This is a genomic window from Pseudoalteromonas sp. SR45-6, from assembly GCF_014163545.1.
In the GTDB taxonomy this organism is placed as follows: domain Bacteria; phylum Pseudomonadota; class Gammaproteobacteria; order Enterobacterales; family Alteromonadaceae; genus Pseudoalteromonas; species Pseudoalteromonas rhizosphaerae.
This window is the reverse complement of sequence record NZ_JACJDM010000078.1, coordinates 1-16,216: the sequence shown is the minus strand read 5'-3', so window position 1 is coordinate 16,216 and position 16,216 is coordinate 1. Positions and strand designations below refer to the sequence as shown.

General features: G+C 40.7%; 17 protein-coding genes and 1 pseudogene. 10 read left to right on the top strand and 8 right to left on the bottom strand.

From position 1 onward, the window contains the following. A partial coding sequence (locus H5158_RS20955; RefSeq protein WP_310736711.1) for a hypothetical protein occupies positions 1-541 on the top strand: 541 nt, incomplete at its 5' end. Positions 542-631: 90 nt separating this feature from the next. On the opposite strand, the gene H5158_RS20950 is transcribed toward H5158_RS20955, so the two are convergent. The 3 genes from H5158_RS20950 to H5158_RS20940 all read right to left on the bottom strand — a co-directional run bounded on the left by H5158_RS20950 (position 632) and on the right by H5158_RS20940 (position 3,519). Next, the gene (locus tag H5158_RS20950) at positions 632-1,603 is read right to left on the bottom strand and encodes a glutathione S-transferase family protein (RefSeq protein ID WP_182740811.1); all 972 of its coding nucleotides are present in this window, start codon (positions 1,601-1,603) and stop codon (positions 632-634) included. A gap of 21 nt (positions 1,604-1,624) precedes the next feature. Next, positions 1,625-2,467, bottom strand: a complete 843-nt coding sequence (locus H5158_RS20945; RefSeq protein ID WP_182740810.1) for a pirin family protein — start codon at positions 2,465-2,467, stop codon at positions 1,625-1,627. A gap of 71 nt (positions 2,468-2,538) precedes the next feature. Further along, a complete protein-coding gene (locus H5158_RS20940) occupies positions 2,539-3,519 on the bottom strand; it encodes a YihY/virulence factor BrkB family protein (RefSeq protein ID WP_182740809.1) in 981 nt (326 codons plus the stop codon). A gap of 136 nt (positions 3,520-3,655) precedes the next feature. Between H5158_RS20940 and H5158_RS20935 the strand changes: the two genes are divergently transcribed. Then, positions 3,656-4,744 (top strand): mechanosensitive ion channel family protein, encoded by a 1,089-nt coding sequence (locus H5158_RS20935; protein ID WP_182718962.1) that lies wholly within the window; start codon positions 3,656-3,658, stop codon positions 4,742-4,744. A gap of 334 nt (positions 4,745-5,078) precedes the next feature. After that, the gene (locus H5158_RS20930; protein WP_145241081.1) at positions 5,079-5,951 is read left to right on the top strand and encodes an MYG1 family protein; all 873 of its coding nucleotides are present in this window, start codon (positions 5,079-5,081) and stop codon (positions 5,949-5,951) included. Between the two features lie 59 nt (positions 5,952-6,010). Here H5158_RS20930 and H5158_RS20925 read toward each other — a convergent pair whose 3' ends face one another. Together H5158_RS20925 and H5158_RS20920 are read right to left on the bottom strand one after the other, a co-directional pair. Next, positions 6,011-7,528 carry a DUF3360 family protein gene (locus H5158_RS20925; protein ID WP_145241079.1) on the bottom strand — a complete coding sequence of 506 codons (1,518 nt, stop codon included), beginning with the start codon at positions 7,526-7,528 and terminating at the stop codon, positions 6,011-6,013. A 330-nt stretch (positions 7,529-7,858) separates the two neighbouring features. Continuing rightward, positions 7,859-8,262 (bottom strand): annotated as a pseudogene (locus tag H5158_RS20920) (YkgJ family cysteine cluster protein). Positions 8,263-8,445: 183 nt separating this feature from the next. On the opposite strand from H5158_RS20920, the gene H5158_RS20915 reads away from it, so the two are divergent. Next, a complete protein-coding gene (locus H5158_RS20915) occupies positions 8,446-9,036 on the top strand; it encodes a LysE family translocator (RefSeq protein ID WP_145241075.1) in 591 nt (196 codons plus the stop codon). Between the two features lie 10 nt (positions 9,037-9,046). On the opposite strand, the gene H5158_RS20910 is transcribed toward H5158_RS20915, so the two are convergent. Both H5158_RS20910 and H5158_RS20905 read right to left on the bottom strand, forming a co-directional pair. Next, positions 9,047-9,883, bottom strand: coding sequence for an AraC family transcriptional regulator (locus tag H5158_RS20910; RefSeq protein ID WP_149982853.1), 837 nt, complete (start codon positions 9,881-9,883; stop codon positions 9,047-9,049). 200 nt (positions 9,884-10,083) lie between these two features. After that, positions 10,084-11,019 (bottom strand): LysR family transcriptional regulator, encoded by a 936-nt coding sequence (locus H5158_RS20905; protein ID WP_182732202.1) that lies wholly within the window; start codon positions 11,017-11,019, stop codon positions 10,084-10,086. A 94-nt stretch (positions 11,020-11,113) separates the two neighbouring features. Between H5158_RS20905 and H5158_RS20900 the strand changes: the two genes are divergently transcribed. The 6 genes from H5158_RS20900 (at position 11,114) to H5158_RS20875 (ending at position 13,981) form a co-directional block, all read left to right on the top strand. After that, positions 11,114-11,548: a DMT family transporter gene (locus H5158_RS20900; RefSeq protein WP_182740808.1), complete on the top strand. Its 435-nt coding sequence runs from the start codon at positions 11,114-11,116 to the stop codon at positions 11,546-11,548. A gap of 9 nt (positions 11,549-11,557) precedes the next feature. Continuing rightward, the gene (locus H5158_RS20895; protein ID WP_145241067.1) at positions 11,558-12,019 is read left to right on the top strand and encodes a DMT family transporter; all 462 of its coding nucleotides are present in this window, start codon (positions 11,558-11,560) and stop codon (positions 12,017-12,019) included. A gap of 245 nt (positions 12,020-12,264) precedes the next feature. Beyond that, positions 12,265-12,681 (top strand): tetratricopeptide repeat protein, encoded by a 417-nt coding sequence (locus tag H5158_RS20890; protein WP_182718445.1) that lies wholly within the window; start codon positions 12,265-12,267, stop codon positions 12,679-12,681. A gap of 37 nt (positions 12,682-12,718) precedes the next feature. Continuing rightward, positions 12,719-13,159 carry a GNAT family N-acetyltransferase gene (locus tag H5158_RS20885; protein ID WP_182740807.1) on the top strand — a complete coding sequence of 147 codons (441 nt, stop codon included), beginning with the start codon at positions 12,719-12,721 and terminating at the stop codon, positions 13,157-13,159. A 7-nt stretch (positions 13,160-13,166) separates the two neighbouring features. Next, positions 13,167-13,385, top strand: coding sequence for a DUF6500 family protein (locus H5158_RS20880; RefSeq protein WP_182718441.1), 219 nt, complete (start codon positions 13,167-13,169; stop codon positions 13,383-13,385). 74 nt (positions 13,386-13,459) lie between these two features. Continuing rightward, a complete protein-coding gene (locus tag H5158_RS20875) occupies positions 13,460-13,981 on the top strand; it encodes a YgjV family protein (protein WP_182740806.1) in 522 nt (173 codons plus the stop codon). A gap of 40 nt (positions 13,982-14,021) precedes the next feature. On the opposite strand, the gene H5158_RS20870 is transcribed toward H5158_RS20875, so the two are convergent. Continuing rightward, on the bottom strand, positions 14,022-15,992 hold the full coding sequence (locus H5158_RS20870; protein ID WP_182740805.1) for an RICIN domain-containing protein: 1,971 nt from the start codon (positions 15,990-15,992) through the stop codon (positions 14,022-14,024). Positions 15,993-16,216 lie beyond the last annotated feature (224 nt).

Sequence of the window (16,216 nt, the reverse complement as noted above, 5' to 3'; positions counted from 1 at the left end):
ATTATTGATTACCTGTTTTATGCCTTGCGGTTTTTTCATCTGGTATGAAAGTGTGGATCCCGCATTTATCCCTAATGCTAATTACAATTTTATTTTACAATGGGTTTTACCCTCGCTGACAGTGCTGACGATTGGTTACCTTTTTAGTCAGTATAAGAATTTTGCTCAAGTGAAGGAAAGCTTAGATGAGCATTTTATTGCTGAGGGACGTTTAGTTAAGTATTTTACGCTGCTTTTTAGTCCAGTGTTTATTTACTTTTACTTTTGGACATTCATTAATATCCCAATACAGTTATGGGCAAATTATCAATTGGCTGAGTATTGGTCGCAAGAATATTTATTAGTTGAGGCAACAACATGTAGTAGTGACTATGAGCCGCACTGCGTAGAATTAAAGTTTTCCGATTTAGCAAGTGAAGAAATACATTCAATAAGATGGTATTTAGATAAAGCTGAATTATTAACGCTCAAGAATAAAAGAGTAAATCTGGTCGGTGAAAAAAGTTATTTTGGTTATATTATCAATACAATACAGTGGTGATCAAAGCTTTAAAAGGCATTATTGTGATTTGTGGTGGTTATAAAAAGGCCTAAACTACCCCTGCCATTTTGCAGGGGTAGTATAAATTGGTTAACCGCGATTATACTCGCGAGCGTAATCAATATTGGGCCCTTTAGGGACGATTTGCGTTGGGTTGATCATGGTATGACTAAAATAATAATGTCGTTTGATATGATAAAAATCAACGGTTTCTTTAACGCCAGCAACTTGATAAAGCTCACGTAAGTATTCACTCAGTGCCGGGTAATTTTCGATAGTACGCAGATTACATTTAAAATGCCCAACATACACACTGTCAAAGCGTATTAGAGTGGTGAATAATCGCCAATCTGCTTCGGTTAGGGTGTTGCCCACCAAATAACGCTGCTTGAGTAAAATACTTTCGACTTTGTCTAATGCAGTGAATAAGTCATTAAATGCCTCTTCATAGGCTTTTTGAGTGGTCGCAAACCCAGTACGATACACGCCATTATTAATGTTGTTGTACACCAGCTCATTAATTGCATCGATTTCAGCGTGCAAGTTATTTGGGTAAAAGTCTAGTTTATTGCCAGTTAACTCATTGAAGGCGCTGTTAAACATGCGAATGATTTCAGCAGATTCATTACTGACTATTTTATTTTGGTGTTTATCCCAAAGCACAGGCACAGTTACTCTTCCGGAATAATCTGCTTTATTTTTGGTGTATATTTGATGCATAAATTGTTTATCAAAAAGTGCATCTCCAGTGCTGTGGTTGTTTTTATCAAACGTCCAACCGTTATTTAACATATCTGGGCTAACCACAGAGACATCAATATAGTCTTCAAGGCCTTTTAATTTTCTAAAAATCAAGGTGCGGTGCGCCCATGGGCAGGCTAATGAAACATATAAATGATAACGGCCTTTCTGTGCCTTAAAGCCCGCCTCACCAGTTGGGCCTGCGCTGCCATCTTTGGTTACCCAGTTACGTAATTGTGCAGACTCGCGTTTAAACTCACCATCGCTTTTATCGGTGTCGTACCATTTATCTTGCCATTTACCGTTGACTAGTAATCCCATAATTGACTCCTATATCGTGTTTTAAAAGCTACCAAATTTACCGCTTTGGTAATCACTAATTGCTTCTCGTAATTGATCTTGCGTATTCATCACAAACGGGCCCATGTGAGCAATAGGTTCATTAAGCGGATCACCGGCTAAAATAAGTACCCCAGCGCCGCTTTGCGAGCTAAATTTAATATCACTACCGGGCTCTAAAATAAGTAGGCTGCCAGCCATTACTGGACCACCTTGTTCGGTGTTGATTGAGCCGGTATGAATATAAATCATCACCTTGCTTTGTGTCAGTGGTGGATGAGCAAACTCAGTGCCTACAGGTAATGTTACATCTGCTAGTATGCCATTGGCTGCTAGTTCTTGTAGGCTTGAAACCTGAGTTTGCTGGTCAAATTGCCAATTGCCAGCCAGTGCTTTTAGTTCAACACCTTGACTATTTTTATGTTCAGGTGCAGGGTGCTCAGTAGTATCTTGATATTTCGGTGCTCTGAGCTTTTCAGTGCTTGGCATATTGAGCCAAATTTGAAAGCCATGCATCCCCTCAATCGCATCGGCAAGTGGCATTTCGCTATGGATAACGCCAAAGCCGGTACTCATCCATTGCACATCACCTGCGCGAATAGCTTTTTTATTGCCCATTTGATCTTGGTGTTCAAAGCCGCCTTTAATAATGTAGGTAAAGGTTTCGATACCACGATGCGGGTGGGCAGGAAACCCACCCATAAAGTCACTGTGATCGTCGGATTTTAATTCGTCGATCATTAAAAAAGGATCTAAATGCTTACCATCAAAGCCTGGTATCCGGCTAATATTTACGCCATCACCATCTTGGGTTGCATGGCTATTGAGTTGCTTTATTACTTTCATTGCTTTGCTCCGAATCTTGTATGGTATTATTTAAACACAATAAAATTAAACAACCATGGGTAAAAATAGCACTATTCATTCGTTTTAACAGAACGTTCTGATTTTTGTTTTTTCGTTAGGTTATCCGCTACAAAAGCCCCGCGATTGCCAGACTGATGTGCAGGTCCTACGGTGCTATCAACCATGGTTTGTTGTTCGGTGCTGGCATTAATCGCAGCGCCAAAAATAATAATATAGGCGCTGATATACAACCACATCAACATGATCACGACCCCGGCTAAAGAACCATAGGTCTCATTGTATGAAGCAAACTGTGACACATAATATGAAAACCCTAATGATGCGATGATCCAAAGCCCAGTAGCCATTACTGAACCAGTTGTAACCCAACGCCACTTTGCCGCTTTTCTATGGGGTGCATAACGATATACAAAAGCTAAAGCAAAATGAAAAGTCACTGCTAGTAACAGCCAAGTGAGTAATTTGATCACCGTATCGATACTGTTTTCTAGACCAACAATATTAAGTGCGATAGGCAATATACCAATGATTAATAATGCGATTACGGCGACCAATATAGCGCCAATAGAGAATAGAAAGCGCACTAAAAGCGCTTTGAAAAACTGCCTTTTGGTTTGCTCATGGTAGGTAATATTGCAGGCTGTGATCAGTGCTTGGCAGCCCTTACTGCTACTCCATGTGGTTAATAACAACGTGCTTATTGCACTAACACTTAACACTTTTTGTGATTGTTGGGTAACTTCAGATACCTGTTGTAGAACGATTTCTCGGCTGCTTGGTGGCAATAAAGTAATAAACTTACTAATCTGTTCACTAACATCCGCCGTAGAGGCGAAATAAGCATACAGCGAAACACAGGCTGCCAGTGCTGGAAAAATAGCGAGTAATGCGTAAAAGGCGACACCAGCGGCAACAAAGGATAAGTTATCTTGCGACATACTTTGATATACCCGCTTGCTGATATCCCACCAGCCCAGCAAGGGGATCTCGGTTGGTTTATCTGCTGTGTAGCCACGTGGTTTATGTGCCATATTTTATTCCTTGCTGATGGTTATTAGTCACTATTTATTAGAAGTTAAGGTGCAAGGTGCTTGCCAGCTTAAGTTGGCGTTTAATTTGCTTCTACAGAATTAATGGTTTTATCAATAAAGAGCGCATGAGTTACATATGGAAATAATGAATAGTATTAATAATCAAATTATTAGCGCATTAAAAATACAAACAACGAGTACCAATGCGGATCCTTTAGCGCCAGTATCTTGGCACGGTATAAACTCACAAATTGCGCATTTTTTACAAAGTGCTTGGCAAATGTTACCTGCTCTCACTTTAGGTATAGCAGCAATAATCGTGTGCTATTTTTTAGCAAAGCCTGTGTCTTATTTATTAGTGAAACCTATTGGCTATGTAAGTGAAAGGCGGTTATTGCATGTTGTTGCTCGTCGCTTTATTAGTACTGTGATCATTTTGTTTGGAGTTTATTTATTTTTACGCTTAGCAGGCTTAAGTGAATTTGCCGTGGCGATAATGAGCGGAACTGGATTAGTCGGGCTAATCTTAGGTTTTGCATTTCGTGATATTGCAGAAAACTTTATATCGAGCATGCTATTAAGTGTGCAACGTCCTTTTCGTATTGATGATGTTATTGAAGTCGATGGCTGCTTAGGGGTAGTAAAAAAGGTCACTGCGCGGGCGACCACATTAGTTGATTTTGATGGTAATCATATTCAAATACCTAATGCGACTGTTTATAAAAATGTGATTAAAAACCTTACTGCTAATCCGAAAATGCGCGGTCACTATAAAATAGGCATAGGTTACGATAACGATATACGTAACACTCAGCAGTTAGCGCTGAGTTTAATGGATAAACAAGCTGCTGTGCTAAAAGATCCGGCTCCACAGGTGTTACTTGATGAATTAGGCTCAGCCACTATCAATCTCAGTATTTACTTTTGGGTTAATAGTGAGCAAAACAGCCCGGTTAAGGTAGCGTCGCAATTGATGCGTGAAATGGTTAATAGCTTTAACGCGCATGGTATTAGTATGCCTGATGATGCTCGTGAACGGATTATTTTAAATGCACCAAGTGAGCAAGCACAAAAGACTCCGGAACAACCCACTACGCAAGATCAAAAAGTCAAACCGATTGCGCATCTGGATGCTGGTATTGATGATGTGAGCAGTGATGCTGATGAAATTCGTGAACAAGCTGAGCGCTCTCGCGATCCTGAGCAAGGCAACAATATTATTTAACTTGCTCTTTAAATAATATACTTAGTTTAATGGCCGTGGGTTCGGCAATTTTATTTAGCAAAGACTGAGTTATCGCTCGAGGAGAAAGTTTTACTGAAGACAGTTCATGTATGGATTGGTTATGTTTTTACCATCAATCTACTGTTGTTTTGTTATTACTGTAGCTTATCTTCCTCTAGACGATTAATTACCACAAAGTGGTTCACTGTTTTTGTGGGCTGCTCGCCGATAGCGTATACTGTTGTGCTTGTAATTTTGACTTATCTATTTTGTGCTAACGGATCAGTTTAAATTTCGCCGTCTTCTTACTCCTTTCTAAAATGATATTAAATAAATGAATGATATAACAGTAGCAACTCATAACGGTAATTTTCATGCGGATGATGTGTTTAGTATCGCCGCACTTAGGCATATTCTTCCTACTTTTAAACTTATACGTACCCGTGATTTAGAATTAATCGCGCAAGCTGACATAGTGATTGATGTTGGCGGCGAATATGACCCAGCTGCTGGACGTTTTGATCATCACCAACGTGGCGGTGCCGGCGAGCGTGAAAATGGCATCCCATACTCATCATTTGGTTTAATTTGGCAAAAATATGGTTTAGAGCTGTGTCAGGGTGACCAAGATGTTGCGCATGCAGTTGATGCCGGTTTGGTATCGACCATTGATGCGATTGATTGCGGTCATGTTGAAGGTGTATCGAAAGGGATTAGTCTTAGCCAAACAATTTCAATGTTTAACCCAACATGGCAAGAGGAAAGTGACTTTGATCGTTGTTTTGATGAGGCGGTTGAATTTGCATCGCGTGTTTTAACACGTTTTATTGCAGCAGCCAGTGGCGGCATTAATGCTAAAGCAATCGTCGCTAAAGCGATTGATAACGCAGATGATGCAAGAGTGATTGTATTAGAGCAATACACGCCGTGGAAAAAAACCGTGCATGCTTTATCGCAAGAAGCGTTATACATGGTTTATCCATCGCATTCAGGCAAATGGATTTTGCAAACGGTGCCTGTTGAACCGGGTTCATTTGAAGACAGAAAGTCACTACCAAAAGCATGGGCTGGTTTATCAGATGCTGCATTTCAAGCGCAAACGGGCATTGATGACGCAATGTTTTGCCACAATGGCTTGTTTATCGCAGGCGCAGAATCATTTGCAAGTACCATGAAACTTGCTGCTATGGCGTTGCAAGACGAATAAAACGAAGTCACGGTTATTAAAAAGGGGGTAGCGCTGTACTGGCTTCCCCCCTTTTTGTATTAGTGCCTAAAGTTTTCTAGCAACGCTGGAATACCTGGCAGCATGCCCACCATGGCCATAACACTGGTCAATAATACAAACATAAACAGCGGAATGATCCAGCGACTCATATGGGTCAGCTCAGAGCTGCGCTCTTTACAGCCAATTAAGCCTAAGTTATCGAGCAGCATGGTCAGTGACCAGCCAAACGCTGGGTTTACTAACGTTGAAGCAAATACCACAATAGCTGCTGATTGCGTGGTTTTACCTTCGCGAGTCATTTCCATACCCGCCTCAAGCAGTGGGATAAATACACCCACTATTAACGCCACACACAGTACCGGTTGCCAAATGGCGAGATCCATTGGATAACCCCATATACCAGCAATTACACAAAAAAGTGCGGTTAAAATTGCACCAGCTGGAATAGGGCGCTTAGCAATCGCGGCAGGCACAATATACGTGCCCCATGATGAGGTGAAGTTAGACCCACCTAAAATAGAGCCAAAGGTTTGCCTAACTGATGCACTGAGCATAGTATCGTCAATGTTCATTTGCACTTTTTCAGTGCGTTTTGGGTAGCTGATCTTTTGGAATACTTGATGGCCTAAAAAGTCTGGCGACCACATGGCCACTGCCAGTATGGCAAAGGGCAATACGACTACAAAGCTTTCAAGAGTCGGCAAACCTAACATCCAACCGGTGTTTTCACCCCACCAATACATAGGGTTCATATTTGGTAACCCGGGGGCGGTTTTAAATTCAAACGGCGCACCTAAGGCAAAGGCCGTTAAACCACCAATAAGGCAGCTGAGCGGCACAGCTAACCAACGTTTTTTAAAATGTTCGAGTAGCGCGTACAGTAAAATAGTGGCCAAAATAACGATGAAGGCAATGTGGGTCATTTGAATTTGTTCAGCCCATGCAAACAGTTTCTTTACTTGCGATATAGTGCCTATGAATCCTAAGTAAAGTAATAATCCGCCGCACACCCCTTTACTGGTTAGTCGTGCCAACAAGCTGCCGCCTTTACTGATGGCAAGCAGTAACCCTAAGGCGCCAATGAGTAGCCCGAATGCCATTGGGTGTCCGCCTGCTGCAACAACAATGGGAATTAATGGAATGAGTGGTCCGTGGGTTCCCGCTAAGTTAGCAGTGGGTAAAATAAAACCTGAAAACAAGATGATAAAAATAGCCACTATGAGTAACTCATAGCGTACGTTTTCTAACACAAAGGCGTCACTTAAACCAAGCGGTGCGGCAAAGGTGGCGGCAATAGCGCCTACCATAACAACTTTACCAATTGTCCCTGCCATAGCGGGAATTGTGTCTTCAAATTCGAAGCGGTAATCCCGAAAAGGCAAGTTAGGACGCCAGCGCTTTGGCTGCATAATTTGCAGTTCATGCTCGAGATAATCGTCTCGACTGGCAAACTCAGAGCTTGGTTTATGAAGATTTTTATAGCTATCGGAAACGGTTTGAGTATCGCTTACCTGCTCAGCTTGGGATGACGTGTCATCTTTTGGCGTGGTTGTCATGAATTCTCCTGCAACATTGTTGCTAACTCAAAATAAAAAAAACAGCTTGTATAAAGCAATGAATATTGAATCGATAGAATAAAGTAGAGGTTTATCAATTACGATTAGGCAAAGGTCGAGCATGACGGATTAAAGTAGCTTGGCGCAGGTATAGCCAGCAGAGAAGAAAATATTCAAAAGTTAATTTCTATTGTTAATAATCAATACCTTATTTTCATATTTGTTGTTTATTGCTTTGAAAAAGCCAGTTATACGGCATGCATTAATGAATTACTGGGTGCTAAGTCTTTAGTCTAATGGCTAGGAGCTCACTCAAAGCTAAGCTCTGTTTTATTCTGTATAGCCGCCAGGGCGACTGTCTTGCATTAATAGATCTAGTTTTCTTTGTGCTTTTTTATAGTTATCTAAATCGATTACTTCAATCATTTCGCATTCGTCTCTTACCATTTCGGTGATAAGGCTAGGATAGTGGCGGCAATCTTCAGGGCGGTCTAAATAAATACTGCAGGTATATTTATTTGCGCGAGGGGATTTATTTTTGGGGCTATTTCAAGAAAAGGGCATTGGCTTAGTTTTACTCCCGATTGTGGGTCGTGCCATATTTGGTTATTTTTAACGAACTCAAAGATTTCGGGGTTAAATATCTCCCATAGATCAATCTCTTCTTGCGTGGCGCTCAGATCGCCACCACCGTATTTAATACAGCATTTACCACATTGATTACATTCTTTCATGGTTCGCTAATTTGTAAGATGGACTAATTCTAGTGTAACACCGATTTTTTTAGTGCAGCTGTGTTTTTGCAGGGGTAATTTGTCAGATGCTATTTTATTTACAACAAGGTCAATTTTGTTCAATACATGGCTTATTGCAACAACAGATAATAAACGCCACTTTAAATAACCTAAGTATACGTTATGACTTTATCAGTGATCATCTCAATGGCACTATTTGCCTTGGCGGCGTCTATATCACCCGGGCCAGTTAACCTTGTTTCGTTAAGTAGTAGTGCGCGATATGGGGCAAAAAAAGGCTTAATATTTGTGACTGGTGCTACCTTTGGTTTCATTGCATTATTTTTGTTTATTGGTTTTAGTTTGCATTATCTCATTGCGCAATTAGCCTGGATCACTGGTGTATTACAGTGGCTCGGTATCGCTTTTTTACTTTATCTCAGTTATCAATTATTTATCGATGATGGCGGCCTCACAGCTGACGCTAAGCAAAATGCCCCTACCTTTATGACAGGTGTGATCATGCAATGGCTTAACCCTAAAGCGTGGTTGGCTTCTTTATCAGGCATTGCAGCATATAGTCCAGGGGCGCAAGGATTTGAACTGGTTACTTTTGCAAGTTTATATTTACCTATTTGTTGGTTATCACTTGGCTGTTGGGTTTGGCTAGGTATACGGCTCGGGCAGCATTTTCAAAGCCCAGCTAAAATGCGAGTGATGAATAAAATTCTTGCACTATTACTGGCTGGCAGCTGCTTTTTATTATTGATTTAGTGGTTTTAATTTACAGTGATAAAGTACGGCGATATTGCTCGGGAGTTGCCGCTACGCGTTGTTTAAAGACCCGCTGAAAATGCGCTTGATCACTAAAACCTGCACTGTGAGCGATACTTGCTATTGGCTGGCCTTGTTTTAGTGCTTGCTGACCTAATTGAATACGACGATTTAACCGATAAGCGTGCGGAGTCATATTAAAATGACGTTTAAAAGCGCGCACTAAATAACTGCTGCTAAAGCCAAAAAGTTTACTGATTGTGTTAATTGATTGGTCTTCAAAACAGTGCTCATTCAGGTAGTTCGCTACTTGATATAGCTTATTTTCAGGTAATAACGTTTGCTCGTGTAATGGCTCAACGCAATCAAGGTACGTAAATAATTGTACGAAGTAACTACTTAGCAACGTGCGCTTTTGTGCTGCGGTAAACGTATTTGTCATTAGGTTTTGGCACAAGATAACAAAGTCCTGATAAAGCTGTGGTAGTAGCACTGTATCCAAGCGACTTCCTTGCCAGTTTTGTTGCTTTGTGACGCCAGACTCGAACAATAACGCTGCTAACCAATTTTTATCTATATGCATCATGTAATAAGCCCACGCTGAGTTTTGCTTTGGATTACAGGCGTGAACTTCATCAGGGTTCATTAATACTAAATTACCATGTGTTACTTGATGTAGACGATCTTCACAAATGAATTCACTTTGCCCCGCTAAAATTGCGCCAATTGACCATTGCTGGTGGGAGTGGGGAGCATAAGTGACTTTGCGGCCATCTAATACTTGGCGCAGCTCGACAAATGGTAATTCGGGGTCGCGCCAAAAAATAGGGTGTGTTGTTGGGAGCATACTATTTTCCACAATTGAAAACCTATTTCCAGTATACCCCTAGTTGTAGTGTATAAATCTACCCTCAGACTAAATTATTCACCAAAAAAATCAGTGAGTAACTGCGTCACTTAGCTGCATGCAATTGTGTGCTGAGCGGGTGTGTTTTTTTAGGTATCACTATTGGTCTGTTTGCACCCGTTAGAGCATAACGCAGATACTTAATTTTGGTATTTCCAGTACGGCGGGTTGCCATAAACTTCACTAAAGTAATCAATACATACTCGAACATTTAACGGTGGCTGTCGTGTATTAGGGTAAATTGCAGTAATGTTTTGTGGTCCCGTTTTGATTGTTGGCGCAAATTCACTTAAGAGTGAAACAAGAGTGCCTGTTTTTAAGCTTTCACCAATTAACCAATCAGGGAATAATACAATTCCCATGTCGTTCAAAGCCCCGATAAACAGTGTTTCAGCGTTGTTAGATACTAAAGTCGGTATTACACTTTGCTGCTGCCATGACGAATTAATTTTGAATAACCAACGATTTTGCCCCGATGAACCGCGATAAATTAAGCCCTGATGCTGACTAAGATCAGCCGGTACTTTTGGTGTGCCATATTTTTTCAGATAAGCAGGGGATGCGGCTAAATGATAAGTTTGCAGTCCTAATGTTTTAGCATGTAACGATGAATCTGCAAGAGATCCGATACGAAAAATCACGTCAGCGGCATCAATATGGGGATCGATAAAATCATCGGTTTGAGTCAACTCTACTTGAATTTTCGGATAGCGATTTAAAAACTCACCAAGCCAAGGCGCTATGTGTTTTTGTCCGAAAAAAACCGGCGCATTAATTCTTATTAACCCTTTGGGTTGAGTTGCTCTATCCTGCAGCTCGTTACGTACTTCGTTGAGTTGCTCGGTCATTGAGCGCGCATAATCATGAAAAATTCGGCCCGCTTCGGTTGGCATTATTGCTCTTGTGTTACGGTAAAAAAGTTGCTGACCAAGGGCATCTTCAAGTTGCAAAATTACTCTAGAGACCATAGAAGGCGATACATTTTCATGTCGAGCAACAACAGAAAAGCTTTTACATTTATACACGGCGATAAAAAATTTTAACGCTCTGATATTGATCGAACTGAAATCATTCATTTGTGCAAATCCTGCAAAAGTGTTTCTTATATAATCCCATTTTTCGCGTTAAAGCTCTAGGTTATTATTTATTCCTTATTAATAGGAGATTTGCATGCAGTTTATTTTGATTTTAATTGTCGTTATGGGAGGAATGGGGCTGTCTGTAGAAGCAGGCTTATTGGGCCCTTTAGGTAGTGAGGTTGGAGAATTATGGGCCACATTTAGTGTGTTTGGTGTTGGTGCTGCTCTTACCTTTATGTTGATGCTATTTTTTAGTCCTCGCAATAGCCCGTCTTTTTTCAAACAACCATCATGGACATTGTTAGGCGGCGTGTTGGGGCCTGTTTATGTCGTTATATTGACGTTCACAGCACCTGTGATAGGTATTGCTATGACGATGATCAGTATATTGATGGGACAAATAGCGAAAAGTTTGCTGATAGATCATTATGGTTTATTTGGTAGTCAACATCGCCAGATTGACCGCAAACGGCTTATGGCACTATTTTTTATTGTCATTGCATTAATTCTGATGGCACAAGGTTAGGGGACGCTAATGACTATAATTATGATAATTCTGGCGGTGATTGGTGGTGCAACCTTGAGTATTCAGGCTGCCATTAATGGCCAATTAGGAAGTAAAGTAGGTGTTTTTCGCTGCGCATTTTTAACCTTTTCGGTGGGTGCGTTGATCACCGGGTTACTTATCTTTTATTTTGAACCTAGGCATGCGCTAACCCTGTTGGATGTGCCAAAGTGGCAATTATTAGGGGCAATGTGTGGAGTACCCTATATCGTGATAATGGTGTTTGCTGTGCAGCGAATTGGCACCGCAGTCGCAACGGTTGCGGTAATATTCGGTCAATTATTTATGAGTATGTTAATTGATAATTTTGGTTGGCTTGGTAACGATGTGATTGCTTTTTCGCCAAGTCGTATTGGCGCTGTAATATGTTTGGGTATTGCGCTGTATTTTATTCATGCAAGTGGTAAAGATACAGCAAAAACTGAGAGTTAGCCTTGAAACAATAAAAATTTGGCTGAGGTGATAACTTGTAACAGGGGGGTTATCACCTGATTTGAGCTGAGATTTTTCCCCCGCCTTAGGCTTGATACGCTTTAGAATGAATCATTTTAGTCTCGAGTGTATTAGAATAGTACGCTCTCGGCCTTGTATTTTCTTTCGTTTCGCTTTGAGTTGTTGTTCTTAGCCATGCAAGATAGTTAATTTGGCTGTAATTTCTAACAAAAGGTAATGAAAGAATAATGAATACAAAACTGTATAAATCAGTATTGAACTTAGCCGGTGAGCTAATGAATGCTGCACAGCAGCAAGATCAAGTTACGTTCGATTCACTCTATGGGCAGCTAAAAGCACTGTGTATTGAGCATGAAAATACTGAGAAAGATCATCCTGTACAGTGGGAAACGCTCGCTGATTTTACCGATGAGTTTGCCGATGCGTTGTTGATCTATGAAAAAGCATTAGCTAAAGCTAACGCCATCAATGCGAAAGATTATATGTCGTCAATTGGTTATGCGATGGCAACTATGCATGTTGAACTAGGGCAAACCGAAGCTGCTATCGCAAGTTTACAAGCTGCGCAGGTTAGCGCAAATAAAATTCCTGATAAAGCGCTGAAAGCTGAAATAGCTCAGCTGCTACAACAATTACAGTAAAATTAGCTCGTTGATTATGTTTAAGAGGTCACAATAAATGGATGTTACGCTAGGCACTAGCCCTGAACTGATTGCGCAAGCGCATGCTATTCGCCACCAGGTATTTGTGATCGAACAAAGTATTCCTAAGCAGTTAGATTTAGACGGTTGCGACGAACGAGCTGTGCATGTGGTGGTAACAGATGGCGGTGCTTTAGTCGCTACTGCGCGGTTAGTGAAACGTAACCCACGGTGTGGCGTTATGGCAAGGATTGCAGTGTTAAAGCAATACCGAGGATCCGGCATTGCTAAATTGGTTATTAATGCCTTGTTATCACATGCTGGTAAAATTGGCCTTGAGATCATTGAAATTCATGCACATGCCTATTTGCAAGGCTATTACGAAAGTTATGGTTTTAAATATATTAAAGATGTTGAAATAGTTGGCGAACACCAACTTATTGAAATGCAATGCAGTTTAAAAAGTGAAGTGAGGTAACGCCGTAATGCGCGACGAATTAAGGACTAAGATCATTCAAGTTTGTGACAAAAAAATAGCGGCGAAGGGAGGTAATGTTGGGCTGTCATTTTATGCTTTTTTTGCCAACAAAAATGATGATCCAGAATTACTTATGGAAGCTGCGACATGGTGGATACAAACCCACCAATTAGATCACTTTGTTAAAGCGCAGATCATTAAAACCATGATTGAAAATAATCTGTAATAGCGTGTAGATATTTGATTGTATATTAACCACAATAGCGGTTGAGATATTTATTTTAGTGGGGAATAGGGCTGGTGGTTGGTAGTTGGATTGCCCAAGGGTTTGGTTTACTGAGCTTTGTTTTAGCATTGGTGTGCTTTTATCAAAAGGATGATCGTCGTTTAAAAATAATGATGGTGGTGATGAATCTAAATCATGCACTGCACTTTTATTTACTCAATGCTATCACTTCATCATTGTGCTGTTTATTTTCAGCGGGGCGTACAGCCGTATCAATGCGGGTGAAATCGGTGTGGATAGCAGCCATTTTTATTATTTTAACCGTGGTTATCGGTTATCTAACAGCCCAGCAATGGACGGATTACCTTGCGATTGTTGCCGCCTGTTTGGGTTGTTTTGCACTATTTTGCTTAACGGGCATCAAAATGCGTGTTTTGCTGTTTGCAGGATCGTGCTTATGGTTGGCAAATAATATAATTGTTGGCTCTATTGGCGGCGTGTTATTGGAAGCGACTGTTATTGTTATTAATTTATCGACTATTTATAGACTACATAAACAACGCTTTACTTGTGAGGCGCTGACTGAACACGGTTGATAATAAAGGGCTTAGCAAAGCCCTTCACAGTAAATGTTAGTTATTGTCTGGTTAACTCAAACATTTGATTTTCTGCTCCTGAGGTACATGTCCATTGCAGAATATTAGCATCATCGGCAGTTTTGCTGTCTGCGACGTCTAAGCACAACTCACTATTTCGGTTGATGATACGCCACTTACCAGAGCCGGCACTTTGAAAACGAAACTGCTGGTTATAGCTCCCTGTGTATGTCCAGATATTGATATTTTCACCCGCTGTGGTTGAATGCGTATAGACCTCTAACCCTTTAGAAGGAGCATTGACTGGTGAAATACGATGCCACACACCATCGACTGTTGAAATATTAAATTTTTGGCAATCATTATTAAGCCAAGACCACTGCCTAACATTTGCCCCATCTTCACTTTGACAGTTAGCAATATCTAATGATGCACCACTGTGTTTTGGGGTAATGCGGTAAGTACCATTGACTTGTGTATTGGTTGGGTTGTCATTATTGCTGTCGGTATAACCATTGTAGACTTCAAACTCTGCAATTTGCGCTACGCCATTGGCGGAATGAATTACAAAACTTACTTTGGATAAGTTAGTGTTAGAAAAAGTGATTACATTTGGCACAGCACCACCGTTCGAAAGTGTTACACCTGTATCGTAGTTCACTAAAGACCAAGCTGTAATGCTTCCTTTACTAGCTGGGGTTTCAATTATTTTAACTGCATTAATGGTGGTGTTAAGGTTTTTAATATTGATCGTGCCCGTGATAGCTGACGGTGACCAGTAAGTTGACATATCGCCGTCATTCACATTGCCATAACTCGAGCCACTGGCTTTAGAACTGCCATCAACACCGGCACTAATAGCTAGATTTTCCCCTGCTGGTGTTGGCTCAGGTGTTGGATCTGGATCCGGTGTTGGATCGGTGGGTGTGGTTGTTCCACATTGACCATTTGATGTTTGTAAGCCTTTGTTCGCGCCAGCCGTTGCTGCAATGATGTTGGGTATACACTGTGCATTATCAAGTTGATAGTTATAAGGGATGTTGATTGTTGTGGTTGAGGTTGGATTAGGGCCTGCTGGGTGAAGCTTGTTTTCTTGTTCAGACCAATCGATATTATCCCAAATGTTGCCGCTGACTTGCCAGTAACCCATGTCATTTGTATAAAAAGTGCCGAGTGGATCTTTGGAATTTTTAAAGTAGTTGTTTTCGGCGCGCATTTTACCGCCAATTCGTGGATTCATGCCCGATGACACGAGTCCATAGTAGTAGTTGTTGTAAGCATGCGCTGTCGCGTGTCTTAGTAAAGGCGTGCGAGAATTAATATTTTCATAGTAATTGTGATGAAAAGTAACAGGGCCGTTAGTATCGTCACTATCACTTGAGCCAACGAGACCACCGCGTCCAGAGTTGCGCAAAATACTGTAAGATAATGTCACGTATTTGGTATTACTCTTCATATCGAACAAAGCATCATATCCTGAACTTTCGCCACCACTGGCCTCAAGTGTAACGTGATCGACCCAAATATTTCTGACGTTTGACTCCATGCCAATTGCATCACCGCCGTTGGAGGTGGGGGAGCCTGATTTTTTGACGTTTCTAACGTGAACATTTTGAATAATGATATTTGAAGATGAACGAATATGGATGCCTAATTGGTCAAAAAGAGCACCGCTACCAACACCGATAATAGAAACATTACTAATTTCTTTTAGTTCAATTAGATCTGGCCCAGTATTGCAACTATCTCCAGATACTTTACTGGTGTTGCCATGATTTATGGTGCCTTCAACGTGGATGATAATTGGTGTGTCACTTGATGCTCGGTTACATAAAGCCTGATGAATTTGGGTTCCAGTTGTTGCATAAACAACATCGCCACCAGCACCACCTGTTGTACCACCATTCGTTGCGGCAAAGCCTGACGCATTAGCAAGTGCACTGTTTCCATATATAGCAGTTGTTATGGCCAAAGCATGCAAAGAATATTTAAATAACGTACGTTTATTCATTGGTTGTTCCTAATTACTGTATGTTCAGATCAAAACAATCAAATAAATTAATTGTTAAAAATGTTAACACAATCAAGTCCTGTTTATGCTTGTACTGCAGTGCTACCGGTGGCATTATTGCGCTAAAAATGACTTTCTGCAATGCTAATTACTGATTGATTAGTTTTAATTTCATCATTTAGTTTTGTTTTTATGCGTTTTAAATAAATATATTTAATTAAAAT

Bases quoted from the DNA above. Each gene is read 5' to 3' on its own strand.
- H5158_RS20915 (WP_145241075.1), top strand. From the start codon at position 8,446: ATGACTTTATCAGTGATCATCTCAATGGCACTATTTGCCTTGGCGGCG.
- H5158_RS20900 (WP_182740808.1), top strand. From the start codon at position 11,114: ATGCAGTTTATTTTGATTTTAATTGTCGTTATGGGAGGAATGGGGCTG.
- H5158_RS20905 (WP_182732202.1), bottom strand. From the start codon at position 11,019: ATGAATGATTTCAGTTCGATCAATATCAGAGCGTTAAAATTTTTTATC.
- H5158_RS20885 (WP_182740807.1), top strand. From the start codon at position 12,719: ATGGATGTTACGCTAGGCACTAGCCCTGAACTGATTGCGCAAGCGCAT.
- H5158_RS20925 (WP_145241079.1), bottom strand. From the start codon at position 7,528: ATGACAACCACGCCAAAAGATGACACGTCATCCCAAGCTGAGCAGGTA.
- H5158_RS20870 (WP_182740805.1), bottom strand. From the start codon at position 15,992: ATGAATAAACGTACGTTATTTAAATATTCTTTGCATGCTTTGGCCATA.
- H5158_RS20895 (WP_145241067.1), top strand. From the start codon at position 11,558: ATGACTATAATTATGATAATTCTGGCGGTGATTGGTGGTGCAACCTTG.
- H5158_RS20940 (WP_182740809.1), bottom strand. From the start codon at position 3,519: ATGGCACATAAACCACGTGGCTACACAGCAGATAAACCAACCGAGATC.
- H5158_RS20930 (WP_145241081.1), top strand. From the start codon at position 5,079: ATGAATGATATAACAGTAGCAACTCATAACGGTAATTTTCATGCGGAT.
- H5158_RS20935 (WP_182718962.1), top strand. From the start codon at position 3,656: ATGGAAATAATGAATAGTATTAATAATCAAATTATTAGCGCATTAAAA.
- H5158_RS20950 (WP_182740811.1), bottom strand. From the start codon at position 1,603: ATGGGATTACTAGTCAACGGTAAATGGCAAGATAAATGGTACGACACC.
- H5158_RS20945 (WP_182740810.1), bottom strand. From the start codon at position 2,467: ATGAAAGTAATAAAGCAACTCAATAGCCATGCAACCCAAGATGGTGAT.
- H5158_RS20910 (WP_149982853.1), bottom strand. From the start codon at position 9,883: ATGCTCCCAACAACACACCCTATTTTTTGGCGCGACCCCGAATTACCA.
- H5158_RS20880 (WP_182718441.1), top strand. From the start codon at position 13,167: ATGCGCGACGAATTAAGGACTAAGATCATTCAAGTTTGTGACAAAAAA.